General features: G+C 41.4%; 19 protein-coding genes and 2 pseudogenes. 17 read left to right on the plus strand and 4 right to left on the minus strand.

All coding sequences use genetic code 11. From position 1 onward, the window contains the following. The first annotated feature begins 43 nt into the window (after positions 1-43). The 7 genes from NLP_RS15480 (at position 44) to NLP_RS15510 (ending at position 5,008) form a co-directional block, all read left to right on the plus strand. The gene (locus NLP_RS15480; protein WP_104907164.1) at positions 44-892 is read left to right on the plus strand and encodes a uroporphyrinogen-III synthase; all 849 of its coding nucleotides are present in this window, start codon (positions 44-46) and stop codon (positions 890-892) included. Between the two features lie 109 nt (positions 893-1,001). Continuing rightward, the gene (locus NLP_RS15485; protein WP_104907165.1) at positions 1,002-1,301 is read left to right on the plus strand and encodes a ferredoxin; all 300 of its coding nucleotides are present in this window, start codon (positions 1,002-1,004) and stop codon (positions 1,299-1,301) included. Between the two features lie 621 nt (positions 1,302-1,922). Further along, positions 1,923-2,036, plus strand: a complete 114-nt coding sequence (locus tag NLP_RS36110; RefSeq protein WP_442946667.1) for a DUF559 domain-containing protein — start codon at positions 1,923-1,925, stop codon at positions 2,034-2,036. Positions 2,037-2,090: 54 nt separating this feature from the next. Beyond that, positions 2,091-2,780 (plus strand): SDR family NAD(P)-dependent oxidoreductase, encoded by a 690-nt coding sequence (locus tag NLP_RS15495; RefSeq protein WP_104907166.1) that lies wholly within the window; start codon positions 2,091-2,093, stop codon positions 2,778-2,780. Positions 2,781-2,814: 34 nt separating this feature from the next. Further along, positions 2,815-3,591, plus strand: coding sequence for a class I SAM-dependent methyltransferase (locus tag NLP_RS15500; protein WP_104907167.1), 777 nt, complete (start codon positions 2,815-2,817; stop codon positions 3,589-3,591). An 86-nt stretch (positions 3,592-3,677) separates the two neighbouring features. Next, complete coding sequence (locus NLP_RS15505) at positions 3,678-4,376, plus strand: glutathione binding-like protein (RefSeq protein WP_104907168.1); 699 nt, start codon at positions 3,678-3,680, stop codon at positions 4,374-4,376. 71 nt (positions 4,377-4,447) lie between these two features. After that, positions 4,448-5,008: a GNAT family N-acetyltransferase gene (locus NLP_RS15510; RefSeq protein WP_104907169.1), complete on the plus strand. Its 561-nt coding sequence runs from the start codon at positions 4,448-4,450 to the stop codon at positions 5,006-5,008. A gap of 159 nt (positions 5,009-5,167) precedes the next feature. Here the strand turns inward: NLP_RS15510 and NLP_RS36115 are convergent, their stop codons facing one another. Beyond that, positions 5,168-5,503 (minus strand): hypothetical protein, encoded by a 336-nt coding sequence (locus NLP_RS36115; protein ID WP_104907170.1) that lies wholly within the window; start codon positions 5,501-5,503, stop codon positions 5,168-5,170. A 177-nt stretch (positions 5,504-5,680) separates the two neighbouring features. On the opposite strand from NLP_RS36115, the gene NLP_RS15520 reads away from it, so the two are divergent. Then, on the plus strand, positions 5,681-6,823 hold the full coding sequence (locus tag NLP_RS15520; RefSeq protein WP_234016955.1) for an O-acetylhomoserine aminocarboxypropyltransferase/cysteine synthase family protein: 1,143 nt from the start codon (positions 5,681-5,683) through the stop codon (positions 6,821-6,823). A gap of 164 nt (positions 6,824-6,987) precedes the next feature. Next, the gene (gene metX / locus NLP_RS15525) at positions 6,988-8,127 is read left to right on the plus strand and encodes a homoserine O-acetyltransferase family protein (protein ID WP_442946624.1); all 1,140 of its coding nucleotides are present in this window, start codon (positions 6,988-6,990) and stop codon (positions 8,125-8,127) included. 292 nt (positions 8,128-8,419) lie between these two features. Here metX and NLP_RS15530 read toward each other — a convergent pair whose 3' ends face one another. Then, a complete protein-coding gene (locus NLP_RS15530) occupies positions 8,420-8,671 on the minus strand; it encodes a hypothetical protein (protein ID WP_158680404.1) in 252 nt (83 codons plus the stop codon). 79 nt (positions 8,672-8,750) lie between these two features. Here NLP_RS15530 and NLP_RS15535 point away from each other — a divergent pair, with 79 nt between their 5' ends. The 7 genes and pseudogenes from NLP_RS15535 (at position 8,751) to NLP_RS15560 (ending at position 12,499) form a co-directional block, all read left to right on the plus strand. Next, on the plus strand, positions 8,751-10,052 hold the full coding sequence (locus NLP_RS15535) for a glycosyltransferase (protein WP_104907172.1): 1,302 nt from the start codon (positions 8,751-8,753) through the stop codon (positions 10,050-10,052). Between the two features lie 13 nt (positions 10,053-10,065). Then, positions 10,066-10,478, plus strand: a pseudogene (locus tag NLP_RS15540) (XisH family protein). After that, positions 10,466-10,801 (plus strand): XisI protein, encoded by a 336-nt coding sequence (locus NLP_RS15545; protein ID WP_104907173.1) that lies wholly within the window; start codon positions 10,466-10,468, stop codon positions 10,799-10,801. The pseudogene NLP_RS15540 and the gene NLP_RS15545 overlap by 13 nt, the downstream one beginning before the upstream one ends. Positions 10,802-11,012: 211 nt before the next feature. Then, positions 11,013-11,273: a hypothetical protein gene (locus NLP_RS15550; protein WP_104907174.1), complete on the plus strand. Its 261-nt coding sequence runs from the start codon at positions 11,013-11,015 to the stop codon at positions 11,271-11,273. A gap of 9 nt (positions 11,274-11,282) precedes the next feature. Continuing rightward, positions 11,283-11,663, plus strand: coding sequence for a PIN domain-containing protein (locus NLP_RS15555; protein ID WP_104907175.1), 381 nt, complete (start codon positions 11,283-11,285; stop codon positions 11,661-11,663). 101 nt (positions 11,664-11,764) lie between these two features. Continuing rightward, positions 11,765-11,893: pseudogene (locus NLP_RS35570) on the plus strand (hypothetical protein); the annotation flags it as partial. 12 nt (positions 11,894-11,905) lie between these two features. Further along, positions 11,906-12,499 (plus strand): amidohydrolase family protein, encoded by a 594-nt coding sequence (locus tag NLP_RS15560; protein ID WP_267894938.1) that lies wholly within the window; start codon positions 11,906-11,908, stop codon positions 12,497-12,499. On the opposite strand, the gene NLP_RS15565 is transcribed toward NLP_RS15560, so the two are convergent. Further along, entirely contained in the window at positions 12,429-12,677 is a 249-nt protein-coding gene (locus tag NLP_RS15565; protein WP_234016957.1) for a transcriptional regulator, read from the minus strand. The two genes, NLP_RS15560 and NLP_RS15565, sit on opposite strands and share 71 nt — an antisense overlap. Before the next feature lie 4 nt (positions 12,678-12,681). Further along, complete coding sequence (locus NLP_RS15570) at positions 12,682-13,005, minus strand: type II toxin-antitoxin system RelE/ParE family toxin (protein ID WP_325034763.1); 324 nt, start codon at positions 13,003-13,005, stop codon at positions 12,682-12,684. Positions 13,006-13,116: 111 nt separating this feature from the next. Between NLP_RS15570 and NLP_RS15575 the strand changes: the two genes are divergently transcribed. Further along, entirely contained in the window at positions 13,117-14,193 is a 1,077-nt protein-coding gene (locus NLP_RS15575) for a hypothetical protein (protein ID WP_158680408.1), read from the plus strand. The last annotated feature ends 15 nt before the right edge of the window (positions 14,194-14,208 follow it).

A 14,208-nucleotide genomic window follows, 5' to 3' on the forward strand; every position in this document is an offset into this window, starting at 1 on the left:
GGTTGTTTCACGACTTAATCGGAAAAGTCAGTTCGATAAACAAATGTACACTGAATCAAGAGAAATCAATCTGCTGACTCCATCTAGAAACTTACCTCTATATGGCAAGAGAATTTTAGTCACAGCACCGAGAAATTATGCTTATAGGTTATCCGAACAAATCATCAAAAAAGGTGGTTTACCTGTTTTCATGCCTACTATCGAAACCTGCTATTTATCAAACTACACCCTCTTAGATACCGCTTTAGCCCATATAAACGAATTTGATTGGATTCTTTTCACAAGTAGAAACGGAATCACTGCATTTTTTCACCGCATAAATGATTTGAATATTCCGATATCTGTAGTGCAAAAATGTCACTTATGTGCTTTGGGAAAAGATGCAGAAAGCTTGTTGTCTTTTTCTGGCAAAGTGGATTTAATTCCAACAGAATCTAGCCCAGCCGGAATTGTAGCTGAATTAGCGAAACTTCCGCAAATTCACGAGAAAAAAGTGCTGATACCTGCTCCAGAAGTTGTGGGTTTGCCTGAACCTGATGTTGTACCCAATTTGATTACGGATTTGCAACAATTAGGCATAGAAGTAACTCGCGTACCCACATATATTACGCAGGGTTTAGACAAAAGTATCTACGGTATTGAATTAAACCTGATGCGTCAAAGAATTATTGATGTAATTGCCTTTAGTAGCACAGCGGAAGTAGAAAGCTTTTTGACAATGGTTAACTCGCAAAGCGATTACGAACATTGTGTTGTTGCATGTTTTGGGCCTTATACAACTGCTAATGCCCAAAAGTTGGGTATGACTGTCTCTATCGTGTCTAGAGATTACAGTTCTTTTGAGGGATTTGCTGAAGCGATCGCAGCATTTTTTACTCTTACTTCCGATTAAAACCAAGCGTCTAAAGATATAAAACAATCAACCACATTTAACTCTAGACTCGCAGCACATAAACCCGTAGGATCAACAATGTAGTTCACATTTAGCTAGGGATTGTTACATGGCAACTTATAAAGTCACATTAAAGACTCCAGATGAAGAAAAAACAATTGAAGTTTCTGATGATGATTACATCTTAGAGATTGCTAACGAAGAAAATGAGATGGACTTGCCCTACTCCTGTAACGCTGGTTCTTGCTCAACCTGCACTGGTAAGCTGATTTCAGGTACAGTTGACCAATCAGATCAGAACTTCTTAGACGACGATCAAATAGACGCAGGATGGGTTCTCACCTGCGTTGCCAAGCCGACTTCTGACTGTGTAATCCAAACCCATCAAGAAGATGAGCTTAACGGTTAAGAGCGGGTGAGGGTTGAGGGTATTGGTATTAACTTAAGCCCAAACCCTTTTCAACTCTCGTTTTTCTAGCTAAAAATGCTGCTCTTAGGCTGCTGCCAGCAAGGAAGGTGGCAGTAGCCCCGATTGTAGACGTTACCCTAAACAAGGTGTGAAAATTAAGCTGCGATCGCAAGTGGGTGTAGATGTGCAGCAACGTTTTGATAATTTGCATTCTCTGAAGGATTAGCCAAAACTTACAACTGCTTCCACAACCTCGCCACCGAAATTCAATAATTGCGCGCATGATAAAGGCAAAAAAAGGCGAAGAATTCTAAGTCTGGGGTAAAAAAGGAAAAGATGAGCATAGTGAAGGACAAATGAGTTCGTTTTAGGTGCAGAATTATGGAATATAAGCCCTCACCCCAACCCTTTCCCCAAGGGAGAGGGAGTAAGAAAAAGAAAAAGAGAATAAATATCAACAAGATAAGAATAAAGATAAATCTTGTTCCCCTCTCCCTCTAGGAGAGGGGCTAGGGGTGAGGGCGGAAATTGCTAAATTAGCTGGTAGTAACCGATAAATTCCCAAAGATATTATTAGAACGCGCGCGTAAGTTAAGAACACAAAAAACACCAGCAGAGCAAATATTATGGGAATGTTTAAGAAATAGACGTTTTTTAAATACAAAATTTCGTAGACAACATAATATTGGTAGATATATAACTGATTTTTATTTTGTAAATAATAATTTAGTATAAGAATTATTGAATAACTAATCTTAATCGTTTCTCTTAACAAGTAGAATTGAATTTATGGCAACAACAGCTTTAATTGTCGGTGCAGGTAGTGGACTGAGCGCTTCTTTAGCTCGCCTATTTGCCAAAGAAGGATTCACCATAGCTTTAGCGGCTCGCAAAATTGAAAAAATCACTGAATTGAGCAGTGAAATTGGCGCAGTTAGTTTCGCCGCTGATGCCTCAAAGCCAGATGAAGTAGAACAGTTATTTATTGATGTTGATAATAAAGTTGGTTCCCCGAATATTGTCGTTTACAATCCTAGTTTTCGGGTGCGGGGGCCTCTTGTCGATCTAGACCCTAGTGAAGTGGCAAAAACCCTAGATATCACTGCTTATGGTGGCTTTCTTGTGGCTCAAGCTGCTACCAAAAGGTTTTTGCAACTTGGTGGCGGTGCTATATTTTTTACTGGAGCTTCAGCCAGTATTAAGGGTTATCCTTTGTCTGCTCCCTTTGCAATGGGTAAATTTGCACTACGCGGTTTGGCTCAGAGTATTGCTAGAGAATTAGCACCAAAGAATATCCATGTGGCGCATTTCGTGATTGATGGTGCAATCCGCTCCGCAGACCGCCAAGATCGAGTAGATAATCCTGATAGTACTCTTGACCCGGATGCGATCGCTCAAACTTATCTCAGCATTCTCCGCCAACCTCGCAGTGCTTGGACTTATGAAGTAGAACTACGTCCGTGGGTAGAGAACTTCTAGCCTAGACAATTGTTACAAAGATAGTTTTGTAGGTATGAGAATTGATTTTGGTGCAACTGCTACTGATTATGCAAAACACCGCGCTGGCTTTCCCAGTTCATTATTTAACAAACTGTCTGAATATGGTATAGGTTTACCAGGGCAAAACATTGTTGACCTTGGTACAGGAACAGGAACACTAGCGCGGGGGTTTGCCGATAGAGGTGCTTATGTAATTGCCATAGATCCATCAGCCTCACTTTTAGAACAAGCGAGACTGTTAAGCGAATCTGTCCAACTGAAAGTAGATTATCGAGTCGCAACTGCCGAGCATACCGAGTTACCAGATGGTAGTGCGGATATAGTGACAGCTGGACAATGTTGGCATTGGTTTGACCGTCCGCGTGCCGTCCAAGAAATTACTCGGATATTGAGAAGAAATGGCTCGATCGCGATCGCCCATTTTGATTGGATACCCTTAAAAGGTAATGTAGTTGAAGCAACAGAACAACTAATCGAGGCTCATAATCCCGCATGGAATCTAGGCGGCGGTAACGGATTGTATCCCCAGTGGTTACAAGATATTGGCGAAGGAGGTTTTCGAGAAATCCGCACATTTTCTTACGATGTATTTGTGTCTTATACACACGAAGACTGGCGAGGACGAGTTCGGGCGAGTGCTGGTGTGGGAGGCAGCTTGACACCAGAAAAAGTAGAAGTATTTGACCAGGAATTGGCAACATTACTCGAAACAAAATACCCTATACCAATTCTTCAGATTCACCATAGAGTTTGGGCGGCGATCGCAAAATCACCGCAATCTAATTCGTAATTCGTAATTCGTAATTCGTAATTAAGAAATGTCTGTAACACACTATTAATCTACAAAAAAATCGCACAATTTTAGGATAAATAACCATGATTGAACTTTACTATTGGGCAACTCCAAACGGTCATAAAATCACAATTTTCTTGGAAGAAGTTGGCTTACCATACACCATAAATCCTGTGAATATTGGCGCTGGGGATCAATTTAAGCCGGAATTTCTGAAGATTTCTCCTAACAATCGTATGCCTGCGATCGTTGACCACGAGCCAGCAGACGGAGGTGCGCCAATTTCGGTATTTGAGTCTGGTGCAATCTTACTATATTTGGCAGAAAAAACTGGGAAATTAATTCCCCAAGATTTACGTAATCGCACTCAAGTTTTAGAATGGTTGTTTTGGCAAATGGCAGGGCTGGGGCCGATGGCGGGACAAAATCATCACTTTAGTACTTATGCTCCCGAAAAGATTGAATATGCCATTAACCGCTATGTGAATGAGACGGGACGCTTGTATGCAATATTGAATAAGCAACTAGCAGATAGAGAATTTGTAGCTGGCGATTATTCCATTGCTGATATTGCTGCTTATCCCTGGATAGTTCCCCATGAACTCCAAAATCAAAACCTAGAGGATTTTCCTCACCTCAAGCGCTGGTTTGAGACAATTAAAGCGCGTCCAGCAACAATTCGCGCCTACGAAAAAGCAGAAGCATTCAAAACTGAAGCGCTCGATCCAGATAAGTTACGAAATTTGTTATTTAACCAGTCGGCGAAAACTATTCAGCCTTGAGCCTAATGAAATTGTCTTGTCACTGTGGCGATCGCTAAGTTAGCTCTAACCCTAGATCATCGGTTGCAACTATGAGCAACGATTTCTCACCATCTTCCTTTCCTCAATTAGAAACAGAAAGGCTTCTTCTTCGTGAGACAAGCTTGCAGGATGCTGAAGCTACCTTTGCTGTATTCTCCGAGCCGAGTGTGACTCAGTTTCACGATCTTGATACCTTCACTTCTATTAAAGAAGCGATTGCTGTCATTGAACGTAGAGCCAAGCGGTTTGAGCAAGGAGATGGAATTCGCTGGGGAATTATCCGTAAGCAAGACAACGTTTTGATTGGTTCTTGTGGGTTTACGTGGAACCCACAAGAACACTCAGCCGAAATCGGTTATGAGCTTGCCAGTACTTTTTGGAGACAAGGTATCATGACTGAGGCAGTGAGTACTATCTTGCAATTTGGGTTTGAGAAAATGGGTTTGCGTTTCGTTATTGCCCAAGTGATGCTGAAAAATATCGCTTCTAAAAAGTTGCTAGAAAAGTTAGGTTTTCACAGTCAGGGTATACAGAAACAGTATGCCTTCTTCAAAGGTCAATATCACGATCTGGAGCAATTTATGCTTAAAAATAAAAAACTGAATGAGTAAGCTGAGTGGTGCAGAAAACTCTTCGGAGTCTCAAGTAGAGAATACAGTGATACGCAAGAACTCAATTTGTTGCTCTATCTGCGCTCATTTTTTAAGTGAAGACGTAGCAGGTGGAGGACTTTTTCGAGGTAACGTAGCTAATCGGGGAATTGGGAGACGTTAATAACACAACCGTTCAATTTTGCGTAATCCTAATTGTAAAAAAATTAATCCCCGTTGGCTATGCCAGTCGAGCATTTTGCGCCAACCTTCATGGACTACAACTTGCAATACCTGTCTAAACTCTATTCTCCGTCTTCCTAAAAAAGTCGCACCCAATTCAGTAAACGACTCCCCGAATTCAGTAAACGACTCCCCGAATTCAATCAACGACTCCCCGAATTCAATCAACGACTCCCCGAATTCAATCAACGACTCCCCGAATTCAATCAACAACTCCCCAAATTCAATCAACAACTCCCCGACTTCAGTAAACGACTGCCCGAATTCAATCAACGACTCCCCGAATTTAAGAGGTTGTTTGAAAATTGGTTTGCTGTGATTTTAGGCATTTCATATCTGCGTAATTATAGCAAAAGCCTTGCCCTTGCTATAATTCCCATTTTCTATTTTCCAACTTGTTGTGCTAGAGATAAGGAATCCTGGGTGCAAACAGTTAAAATACGGTAAGCCTTGCAAATTACCGTTGATTTATCCAAAACAGATGTATTTGAAAAGCGGATTGCTGCCTTAGAAGGGGGTGTAGCAGCATTAGCAACAGCTAGCGGTCAGGCGGCACAATTTTTGGCAATTAGTACCATCGCTCAGGCTGGGGATAATATTGTTTCCACTAGTTTTTTGTATGGGGGAACATATAACCAATTTAAAGTATCTCTACCACGTTTAGGTATTAACGTCAAGTTTGTTGAGGGAGATCAGCCAGAAAGTTTTCGTCAGGCGATCGACGATCGCACGAAAGCGTTATACGTTGAAACCATTGGCAATCCTCAATTCAACATTCCCGACTTTGCCGCTTTAGCTCACATTGCCCACGAAAACGGCATACCTTTAATTGTGGATAATACCTTCGGTGCTGGTGGGTATCTAGCTCGGCCAATTGAACATGGTGCAGATATAGTAGTGGAATCTGCAACTAAATGGATTGGTGGACATGGTACTTCCATCGGTGGCGTAATTGTCGATTCGGGTAAATTTGATTGGGGTAATGGCAAATTTCCTCTATTTACTGAGCCAGCACCGGGCTATCATGGGCTGAATTTCCAAGAAGTATTTGGCCCCGATGGTTCCTTTGGTAACATTGCCTTTATTATTCGCGCCAGAGTTGAAGGGTTACGAGATTTTGGCCCGTGCTTGAGTCCATTTAACGCCTTTCTGTTACTACAAGGATTAGAAACTCTCTCTTTACGTGTAGATCGTCATGCGAGCAATGCCCTAGAATTGGCTCATTGGTTAGAGCAGCAAGAGCAAGTATTATGGGTTAATTATCCGGGGCTTCCCAATCACCCTTATCATGAACGAGCGAAAAAATATCTTCGGCATGGCTTCGGGGGAGTTTTAAACTTTGGCATCAAAGGTGGACTAGAGGCGGGTAAAGCTTTTATTAATCATGTGAAATTAGCGAGTCATTTAGCAAATGTTGGTGATGCGAAAACCCTCGTTATTCATCCCGCTTCTACAACCCATCAACAGCTAAGTAATGACGAACAGCTTTCAGCAGGAGTGACACCCGATTTGGTGCGTGTATCAGTGGGAATTGAACATATCGACGACATCAAAGAAGATTTTGAGCAAGCATTCCAGCAAGTTAAGAGTTAGTTATCAATAAATTGGGAATGGGGCATTGGGCATTAGGAAGAGACAAGGAAGAAACTTGTTGAATAATTTTCCCTTGTCCTCCTTGTCCTCCTTGTCCCCCTTGTCCCCCTGCTCCCCACTCTTATACCAATTCGCAATTCGCAATTCGCAATTGAGAAATTTAGATGCAGCAAGGCAATCCCTGCTTACATCTGTTGCCTTATTTTAGAGAATTGGTATTAGATATGATCTACTCAGATTTCATTTCACTGCAAACCCAGTTTTACCAGATGACTGTGCCATTTCCACTTGAAGGCGGCGAAGTATTAATTGGGATTCAGGTTGCTTATCGCACCTGGGGACAGTTAAATGCTCAAGGCGATAATGGGGTACTGATTTGTCATGCCTTAACTGGTTCGGCTGACGCTGATGATTGGTGGGAACCTTTGTTTGGTTCCGGGAAAGCTTTCAATCCAGAACGCGACTTTATTGTATGCAGCAACATTTTGGGAAGTTGTTACGGCACAACTGGGCCAACTACTATCAATCCCATAACGGGAAACCCTTATGGCGTATCCTTCCCTGAGATTACAATCCGAGATATGGTTCACCTGCAAGCTGTACTACTAGAATACCTGGGTGTTCAATCTCTGCGGTTAGTAATTGGCGGCTCACTCGGTGGGATGCAAGCACTGGAATGGGCATTGTTATATCCAGAAAAGGTGAAAGGAATTGCACCCATTGCTGTTTCTGGCAGACATTCAGCTTGGTGTATTGGATTGAGTGAAGCTCAAAGACAGGCAATTTATGCCGATCCAAACTGGCAAAGAGGGAACTATACTTTGGATGCGCCCCCAAATCAAGGACTAGCAGTGGCGCGGATGATGGCGATGTCTACTTACCGTTCTTGGGATAGTTTTACAAGCCGCTTTGGACGGCAGTATGATGCATCTGAGCAGTTTACTATAACCAGTTACTTACAGCACCAGGGTCAAAAGCTAACAGAAAGATTTGATGCCAACACTTACATCACTCTTACCCACGCAATGGATCGCCACGATGTTGCACGCGATCGCACCAGTCCTAATTTGTCAGATTATGAATCTATTCTGCAAATCATCCAGCAACCAACTTTAGTTGTTGCAATTGATTCTGATATCCTCTATCCTCCAGTAGAACAACAAGAATTGGCGAATTTAATCCCGAATGCTCAACTTGCGTGGCTGAAGTCAACCCACGGACATGATGCCTTTTTAATTGACATGGCTGCATTAAATGAAATACTAATCTCTTTTCGGCAAAGTTTAGATTTTTTAGCCTTATAACTCGATGTATTGAGAAAAAAGCTTGGTGTTTCGAGATATAAGGTGGAATGATAAAGTTGAAAAGGCGTTGGCTACGCCCAGAGCAGGCATCGCACCTTGCACTATCGAGCGTCACAGCCCGTCGTAGACATCGCGACAGGCGGGTAAATTGTGTATATGGAAATTTATAGAGTGGCGACAGTCGCGGGAGTTGAGATTTTGCGACAGCGCCAACTAAAAGATAGTGTACCAGATTTGCGGTGAGTATTTGAGCGCATTGAGGGACACGTATTTTTGTTAACCCAACTGGCGGCTATTGGTAAAAGTAAGCTTGCGTATCTGCAAAAGCTTCCTGTCTCCTAGAACTACGGTGTACACCAAGTCTCTTGACTTGCAATGGCATTGTATCGACTAACAATGGCATTGTATCGACTAACAATGACATTGCATCGACGAACAATGACATTGCATCGACGAACAATGACATTGCATCGACTAACAATGGCATTGCATCGACGAACAATGACATTGCATCGACTAACAATGGCATTGCATCGACTGACAATGCTATTTCTTTGAGCGGTGATGATGCTATTATTACGTCGCAGCACTAAGCAACAAACCGAAAAGATATAGCAAATAAAGTGGGAAGAAGCACCTCTCAGCCCAGTAAAAATATTAGCTTTCATCGCCGTCTCAAAGCAATCCTAGTAGTTTTATTAGTCTGGGGTGGCGTGAGTTTACTGCATTGGCTACCAGAAACACAATGGTTGATGTTGGGATTAACCGCAATCCTGACTGTGCAAACGTTACGAATGTTGGTAGCAAAACCAGCGGCGGCGGCGATAGAGAGTGAGATTTATTTACCGCCAGTCTCAATTTTAGTTCCGGCTAAAAATGAAAGTCTAGTCTTGCCCGATCTAGTCTACAGCTTATGCCAATTGAATTACCCAAGCGATCGCTTAGATATCTGGGTTGTTGATGATGGTAGTACCGATGAAACCCCCCAAGTTTTGAAAGAATTACAAACTCAATTTCCAGCTTTACAAGTTCATCGACGGGAATCAAAAGGTGGTAAATCAGGGGCGTTGAATGCGGTGTTTCCCTTTACCCAAGGGGAGATTATTCTAGTCTGTGATGCAGATGCTCAGTTAAGAGCCAATTTTCTCCAGCAAACAGTACCTCTGTTTCAGAAGCAAGCTATCGGTGCAGTGCAAGTGCGAAAAGTGATTTTTAATGCTAATAGCAATTTCTTAACTCGTTGTCAGCAGATGGAAATGTGCTGTGATAGCTTTTTGCAAACCCATCGCATTGCTATTGATGGAATGTCTGAACTGCGCGGTAATGGGATGTTAGTTCGTCGGGAGTTATTAAAAAAGTGTCAAGGTTGGAATGAGAACACTGTCACCGATGATTTGGATCTTTGCTTCAAACTCTATTTAGCAGGTGCGGAAATGGAGTTTGTTACAGTTCCATCAATTCAGGAAGAAGGTGTAACTACTTGGGAAAAACTTTGGTATCAACGTTGTCGTTGGGCTGAAGGTGGCTATCAGCGTTACCTAGATTATTTTCCGCAAATTCTTACTTTAGGTTGGGCGAAAGAAATTGATTTACTATTGTTTTTTATATTGCAATTTCTTCTACCAATTGGACTCATCCCCGACTTACTTTGGACAATATTTTATAGCCATAATCCTGTTTTGTTTCCACTCCAGACACTACTCAGCATCATTCTGACGATTGCCTTTATTGCTGGACTTTACCAATTTCAAAATTTACGAGGATGGTCTTTGCTTTGGGCAACAATTCAAGGGTCATTATATATGGTGCATTGGATTCCTGTGATGATTGTGACGACTTTAAAGATGTGTGTGCAGGAGCGATCGCGCTGGGTAAAAACTGAGCATCGTGGTCAAAATACTGACAGTGATTCTAGCAAAAAATAAAATAACATTTAAGATGCCTGCAAAATATATCTATCACGATGCTGTTAAAAACTCCTTAATTCAAGAAGGTTGGATAATTACAGATGACCCCCTACATTTAAAATGGGGTCAAAAAGATATGTAGATTTAGGAGCAAAACAACTTTTAGCCGCAGAACAAGGAACTAAAAAAATAGCCGTAGAAATTAAAAGTTTTGTCAGTCCTTCAGAAATGGCAGACCTCAAAAATGCCATCGGCGGATTTATTCTGTATCGTGCTGTTATCAGTCGCCTAGAACCTGATAGAATATTATATTTAGCAGTGCGTGACAGCGTATTCACAGCTTTATTCGAGGAACCAATTGGTACACTTTTAATAGAAAGTGAAAATTTAAATTTACTTGTTTTCAATCCTGAAACTGAGAGGATTATCCAATGGATACCTTAGATAACTATCGACGCATTATTAAAGAGGTATTAGTACCTTATACACAAATTCCTTATTCCTACGCAGATATTGAGTGTAAAACAGCCTTTGATAGCGAAAATGATAGCTATTTGCTGATAACTTTTGGTTGGGACGGTGCTAAAAGAATTCACGGTTGCTTAGTTCATATTGACATTATCGATGGCAAAATCTGGGTACAACGGGATGATACAGAAGATGGTGTTACCTACGAATTAGAAGCTGCCGGAATTCCTAAAGATAAAATTGTCTTAGGATTTCACCCGCAAAATGTCAGGCAATATACGGGATATGCTATTGCATAAATTTAACTGAAGAAATCGGGAAAATGAGCGATCGCACTGGGTGAAAACTGAGCTAGGAGGTAAACTATGCCATTATTGGGGTAGATGAAAGGTTATCAGTAGATCGATAATATCTAGTAATAAGCGATCACTATTTCAAAACAACCCCAGCAAATCCTTTTTCCGCTCAAGCTAAAATCAATTTAGAATCAAAACTAGACAAAAGAGCGAGATGAATATTAACCTGAACCTACCATCAGAACTAGAAAATGAACTTCACACCGAAGCTTCTCAACTCAATTTACCGTTATCCGAATATATTTTACGTATTTTATTTACAAGAAAATCTGTAGATGATTTACCAAAAACTGGAGCAGAACTTGTTACCTACTGGCAAAACGAAGGTGTAATCAATTCACGCCCCGATATCACTGATAGTCAAGCCTATGCTCGTGAGTTGCGCCATCAGGCTGAAACACGGGAGCGATCGTAGGTAAATTTCATGTACTTATTGGATACAGACATTCTGATTGATATTCAGCGTGGCCACACTCCTGCAATTGCTTGGTTTGCCAGCCTTCCAGAAGTACCGAGCATTCCTGGCTTTGTTGTTATGGAACTCATCCAAAATGCTCAAAATACTCAACGAGTCCTCAATACTCTCAAGCTCGTTGCTCCCTTAACGGTGATTTGGCCTAGTGAAACTGATTGTGCGCTTGCTCTATCAAATTTCACCAGCTATCACCTATCAGATAATTTAGGCTTACTTGATGCTTTGATTGCTGCTTGCGCTGTTGGCACAGGAGCTACACTATGTACTTTCAACATCAAACATTACAGGGTTATACCTGACCTTATTACAGCACAACCTTATACACGCTGAAGTGGGAATTGAAGATATGAGGCTAAGATAAACAAACTTTTTATTGATAAAGTGCAAGAGGATCTCAAAGCCATGCCCTAAAACTTGCAAGGAAGGCAAGGGAAAAAATCATGTTAGATTTGCTGATTCAAAACGGGTTAATTTTTGATGGCTTAGGCTCTCCACCTGTTCGCGCAGATATCGGCATTCAAAATGGCCGCATTGTCACCCTTGCACCCTCCTTAAATATCCCAGCGCATGAAGTGGTTGATGCTTCTGGTTTATGGGTGACACCTGGATTTATAGATATTCATACTCATTACGATTTAGAGTTAGAAATTGCACCAGGATTGAGCGAATCAGTGCGTCATGGTGTTACCAGCGTGGTCATTGGTAACTGTAGCTTGTCTGTTGCGATCGCACAACCCCAAATTCTGGCTGATATTTTTCAAAGGGTAGAGACACTTTCGCATCGGCTGATTGCAAAATGGCTACAACAGTCGGTTTCCTGGCAGACACCAGCAGAATATTTACAGCATTTGCAACAGTTACCCCTTGGTCCCAATGTTGCCCCAATGTTTGGACACAGTGCCTTACGCGCTCATGTGATGGGATTAGAACGCAGTTTAACGGTTCAGCCGACAAAATTTGAACTAAAAGTGATGCAGCGCATAGCCACAGATGCTTTAGACGCTGGCTTTATTGGTATTTCTATTGATATGTTTCCTTGGCATCGGATGAGTGGAGAATGGCAAGGCTGTACAATTCCCTCTCAACACGCCAAATTTAAAGAATATGCAATGTTGGCGGATTTGTGTCGGCGTAGCCAATGCGTTTTTCAGGTTGGCTGTAACTAATCTTAGCAGCGAGTTCACTTTGAGTCATCAATTTTTGCCGACGCTTCTTCAAGTTTTGGCTGAGAGCTAGCTTAATTTCAACAAAGATAGTTTCTTCGGATGTTAACTCTAAAAAATCTGAAACTGTGCCAATTTTCCAGCCTTTAGATTCCAAACGTTCTCTCTTAGCTTGATCCATCACATTACTCCTGTTGATCGGTATCGTATTTACTCAGACGCTTTTTGCAAACCTCAATTACGTTTTTGGATGTTGTTCTGGTTGTTTTATTAAAGACTTCAACAATCAAGATTGCATCGTCATCAATTCGATAAATGATCCTCCAGTTTTTATCTGTATCTCGAATACGTAATTCGTGACAGTGAATTCCTATACTTGGCATAGGGGGTGAAAGGTTGGGAACGGTTTTGTTTCCTTGTTGAAGTATCTCACACAGAGATGCAGAGGCGCGGAGAGTTATTAGGAGAAGTTCTCCATGACACTTGGATATTGACGATATCCAGAAAATTCCTTGATTTTATAATTAAAATGTTTGTAATCCTTTCCCTAGCTAAATTGGTTAGTGTGATCTACGGAAAATTTCCGTATATTCTTGGAACACTCTTATGAGCCAATAACCTTGAAAACTGCCAACTTTGACTGGGAAAGCTATCCTAGAGAAAACAACCGCAAAACTCAAAGCATGATTGAGCAGGAACTAGAACAGGAAAATCTTGTAAAGCAACAGAGGTTTTGCTCATGGTGTGGCTTAAGCCTTGTACCCTTAAGTAGTAATGTAAGTTGCTATGTCTCAAGAAGCTGTACAGAGTGTGGCAAAACTATCTACACTCCACCAACACCAGCAGAAAATGGACAAGGTTTAGTTGTCAATGCGGGAGAATCTCTTCATGTTCTAATGGAGCCTTTTTCACTTAGCCCTAGACGAAGAGGGTTCTTTACTAGAAATGGTCTTTTACTAACAGTAAGAATGCTTTTAGCGGCGGTTGAGCCAAAATCAGAAGCAGAATTAGAAACTTTACTAAAGTTTTATAAAGATAAAGCAGAACTCTTTCTCAAAAACAGTCCTTTATTAGATGGAGTAGATTGGGATAATGAAAACCATGCAGATGAAATTTGTACTCGTTTGACTCAAGATAAAGATCGAAGAGAGTTTTTTGCTTTTAAAATGTTTGTCTTATCCCAGATTGCAGACCAGGCTATTATAGAAAACAATGTTCGTCAAACAGCATGGGCAATGTACCACATTACTATGGCGCATTGCTTTTTTGAAATGGGAGATTTTGATTTTGAGGAAACTTTGTGGCTAGGACATCAGGCACACGTTTTTTTAGCCAAAGTGCAAGACGCATCTGTGCAAACGCCAGCCCAAGCTCAAGCAATTGAAAAACTGCAACCATTATTTGAGAGACAAACTGAAGTAACTTTGCATACTTGGGTTGAAGATGAAAAGCCAATCGGGGAGCGTATTGGGATCTATGGGCTACCAGAAGAAACTCTAAGAGCAATGGCGAAGTATCATCTCAATCAGTTTGAGCGTAAAAGACAAGAAGCACTGCAAGCAAAGGAGGATAAAAGAAAAGAGGAAGAAGCCAGACGGCAAGAGCGAATCGTTTGGAATCCAGTTTTGATCGCTTGCATAAGTCTAGCCACTGCAATTCTTGTATCTCTGGTAAACAAGTTTATACCTCCTCATTAAAACTGTCACTTCCTG

Source organism: Nostoc sp. 'Lobaria pulmonaria (5183) cyanobiont' (assembly GCF_002949795.1).
GTDB lineage: Bacteria > Cyanobacteriota > Cyanobacteriia > Cyanobacteriales > Nostocaceae > Nostoc.

What these genes read in the sequence shown, in the direction of transcription:
- NLP_RS15480 (WP_104907164.1), top strand. Translation starts at nt 44, where the DNA reads ATGTACACTGAATCAAGAGAAATCAATCTGCTGACTCCATCTAGAAAC.
- NLP_RS15485 (WP_104907165.1), top strand. Translation starts at nt 1,002, where the DNA reads ATGGCAACTTATAAAGTCACATTAAAGACTCCAGATGAAGAAAAAACA.
- NLP_RS15495 (WP_104907166.1), top strand. Translation starts at nt 2,091, where the DNA reads ATGGCAACAACAGCTTTAATTGTCGGTGCAGGTAGTGGACTGAGCGCT.
- NLP_RS15500 (WP_104907167.1), top strand. Translation starts at nt 2,815, where the DNA reads ATGAGAATTGATTTTGGTGCAACTGCTACTGATTATGCAAAACACCGC.
- NLP_RS15505 (WP_104907168.1), top strand. Translation starts at nt 3,678, where the DNA reads ATGATTGAACTTTACTATTGGGCAACTCCAAACGGTCATAAAATCACA.
- NLP_RS15510 (WP_104907169.1), top strand. Translation starts at nt 4,448, where the DNA reads ATGAGCAACGATTTCTCACCATCTTCCTTTCCTCAATTAGAAACAGAA.
- metX (WP_442946624.1), top strand. Translation starts at nt 6,988, where the DNA reads ATGCAGCAAGGCAATCCCTGCTTACATCTGTTGCCTTATTTTAGAGAA.
- NLP_RS15545 (WP_104907173.1), top strand. Translation starts at nt 10,466, where the DNA reads ATGGATACCTTAGATAACTATCGACGCATTATTAAAGAGGTATTAGTA.
- NLP_RS15550 (WP_104907174.1), top strand. Translation starts at nt 11,013, where the DNA reads ATGAATATTAACCTGAACCTACCATCAGAACTAGAAAATGAACTTCAC.
- NLP_RS15555 (WP_104907175.1), top strand. Translation starts at nt 11,283, where the DNA reads ATGTACTTATTGGATACAGACATTCTGATTGATATTCAGCGTGGCCAC.
- NLP_RS15565 (WP_234016957.1), bottom strand. Translation starts at nt 12,677, where the DNA reads ATGGATCAAGCTAAGAGAGAACGTTTGGAATCTAAAGGCTGGAAAATT.